The organism is Mycobacterium sp. TH-M116 (genome assembly GCF_057473685.1).
The window spans coordinates 1-2,472 of the sequence record NZ_JBYCLC010000086.1; the positions used below are offsets into that span (position 1 = coordinate 1).

Sequence of the window (2,472 nt, forward strand, 5' to 3'; positions counted from 1 at the left end):
TCGCACAGGTAGGCAAGCTCGCCGTCGACCTCGGCGTGGATGCGCGCGGCCCACGCGTCGAACTCCTCGGCGCTGAACACGTTGTCCAGGCTGAGCATGCGCTCCAGGTGCTCGGCGGAGGTGAACTCGGTGGCGAAGCCGGCGCCGCCGACCAGCTGGGTGGGCGAGTCAGGGGTGCGAAGCTCGGGATAGCGCTCCTCGAGGGACGTGAGCCGCCCCAACAGCTCGTCGAACTCGGCGTCGGAGATGACCGGGGCGTCGCGTACGTAGTAGCGGAACTGGTGCTCGCGCACCTCGTCGGCCAGTTCGCGCCACTGCCGCCGGACCTCGGGCGGGGCGGGGCCGGCCTCTGCTGCGCTCACCTTGGTGAGGCTAACGGAGCACACCGACTCGGCAGCGGGATGCCAGTCGTGCCCCCGGCCCGCGACCGGCGTTGTGCATCATGATGCACGGCACTGACGCTATGATGCGCGCATGCGGACGACGGTCAACATCGACGCCAACCTGCTCGCCGAGGCCAAGGTCTTGGCGGCGCAAACGTCCCGGCCGCTCGGAGCCATCGTCGACGACGCGTTGCGCGCACTGCTGCGGCGGCGCGGCGAGCAAGGCAGCCGCACCGAGTTCGGGTTGCCGACCCACGGCAGCGGAGGCCTGCAGGCGGGCGTCGACCTGGAAGACAAGGATGCCCTGGCCGAGCTGTTGGGCGACAATGCTGCTCCTTGACGTCAACGTCTGCGTCTATGCCGTCCGCCGGGACAGCACCCAGCACGCCGCCTGTCGCGACTGGATGGAAGCTCGACTCGTCGGCGCGGAGCCGGTCGGGATCAGCGAACTGGTGTTGTCGGGTGTCATGCGCGTGATCACCAACCATCGCGTCTTCCGACAGCCGAGCACCACAGCTCAGGCGCTCGAGGCGTGCCGCGCTCTTCGAACCGCTCCCGCGGCCGTCGCGCTGCGGCCGGGACCGCGACATTGGGACATCTTCGACTCGCTGTGCGACCGGGTCGGTGCCAAGGGCAACGCGGTGGCCGATGCCTACCACGCCGCTCTGGCCATCGAGAACGGCGCGACATGGGTCACCACCGACCGCGGGTTCGCCCGTTTTCCGGGCCTGCGTTGGCGCCCGCCGTTGGACTGATCTGCCGGGTCCCCTACCCGTGGGCGATCGCGTCCGGGTCCCCGGCGAACGCCTCGGCGGCTTTGCGGGCGAGCCCGATCGCGGTGCGGGCCCACTGCGGCGTCGCGCCGGCCAGGCCGCACGCGGGCGTGACGCCGATGCGGTCGCGCAGCGCCGCCCGGTCGAACCCCAGGCGATCGGTCACCGCAACCAACGCGGCGGCCACCTCGTCGGCCGACGGCCGCTGCTGCGGATCAGTACCGGGAACGACCCCCAGCATCACGGCGCGGCCCGATTCCACGAACGCCGCGATGCCGTCCAGGTCCGTCGCGCCCAAGGTGTCCGCGTCCACCGACACTGCACCGATACTGCTGCGCTGCAACAGGTCCCACGGGAGGCCCGGAGCGCAGCTGTGCAGCACCACGTCAGCCCCTGCCGTCGCGGCGCAGGTGTCGAGCAGCGCGCCCGCGACGGCCTCGTCCAACGCGGGGACCGCGCGCAACGACGTCACTCCGCTGAGCTTCCCGGCCAGCGCCGCCGGCAGCGACGGCTCGTCGAACTGCACCACCACCGGGGTCTCGAGTCGCCGGGACAGCGCGGCGCGGTGCACGGCGACGCCCTCGGCCAGCGACGCCGCCAGGTCGCGCCGCGCGCCCGGATCGGTGATCGCCCGGTGGCCGTTGGCCAGTTCGAGGCCCGCGGCCAGCGTGATCGGGCCGGGCGCCTGGACCTTGACCACGCGTCCCCCGCCCCGCAGACCGGCTGTCTCCCAGGCCTCTTCGAGCGCGTCGGAGTCCTCGTCGAGGAGGCTGACGGCCCGGCGCGTCACTGCGCCGGGTCGGGCGACGACGCGATAGCCGCGCGTCGTGGTGTCGATGGCCACGTCGATGAGCAGTGCGCCGGCCCGGCCGAGCAGGTCGGCGCCCACGCCGCGGGCGGGCAGCTCGGCGATGTGGGCGAGCGCGCCCGCCAACTCGCCGACGACGACCTCGGCCGCCTGCCGCGGGGAGGTTCCGGGCCAGGAACCGACGCCGCTGGCGGTCGCGAACGCACTCACCGGGCAAGCGTATTCGACCTTCCGCCGCCGCATCCCGTCAGAGGTGTTTGGCGCGGGCCGGTCAGGGTAGTTTCAACCCTGGAACGGACGGTGTGGCGGATGGTCAGATTCGCGCGGCCCCTGCTGATCACGGGCGTGGTGATGCTCGCCGCGGCGTGCACGCGGCTGGTGGACGGCACCGCGCTGCCGGGTTACGGCGCGACCCGGCATCCCGTGCACGGCGTCGACGTCGACACGGTGCTGCTGGACCAGCCGCGGATGCGCGCGATCACCGGCGCCGGTGAACACCTGACGGTCA

The 2,472-nt window shown here is 72.5% G+C and carries 3 protein-coding genes and 2 pseudogenes; 3 read left to right on the top strand and 2 right to left on the bottom strand.

What is annotated here, in order from left to right; all coding sequences use genetic code 11:
- Nucleotides 1-362 (bottom strand): annotated as a pseudogene (locus AC2VOK_RS04215) (DNA ligase LigA-related protein); the annotation flags it as partial.
- 112 nt (nt 363-474) lie between these two features.
- On the opposite strand from AC2VOK_RS04215, the gene AC2VOK_RS04220 reads away from it, so the two are divergent.
- Nucleotides 475-723, top strand: a complete 249-nt coding sequence (locus AC2VOK_RS04220; RefSeq protein WP_428899367.1) for a type II toxin-antitoxin system VapB family antitoxin — start codon at nt 475-477, stop codon at nt 721-723.
- Nucleotides 710-1,138, top strand: a complete 429-nt coding sequence (locus tag AC2VOK_RS04225) for a type II toxin-antitoxin system VapC family toxin (RefSeq protein ID WP_428899368.1) — start codon at nt 710-712, stop codon at nt 1,136-1,138. The genes AC2VOK_RS04220 and AC2VOK_RS04225 overlap by 14 nt, the downstream gene beginning before the upstream one ends.
- 13 nt (nt 1,139-1,151) lie before the next feature.
- On the opposite strand, the gene AC2VOK_RS04230 is transcribed toward AC2VOK_RS04225, so the two are convergent.
- Nucleotides 1,152-2,174, bottom strand: coding sequence for a uroporphyrinogen decarboxylase/cobalamine-independent methonine synthase family protein (locus AC2VOK_RS04230; RefSeq protein WP_428899369.1), 1,023 nt, complete (start codon nt 2,172-2,174; stop codon nt 1,152-1,154).
- Nucleotides 2,175-2,273: 99 nt separating this feature from the next.
- On the opposite strand from AC2VOK_RS04230, the pseudogene AC2VOK_RS04235 reads away from it, so the two are divergent.
- Nucleotides 2,274-2,472: pseudogene (locus AC2VOK_RS04235) on the top strand (sensor domain-containing protein); the annotation flags it as partial.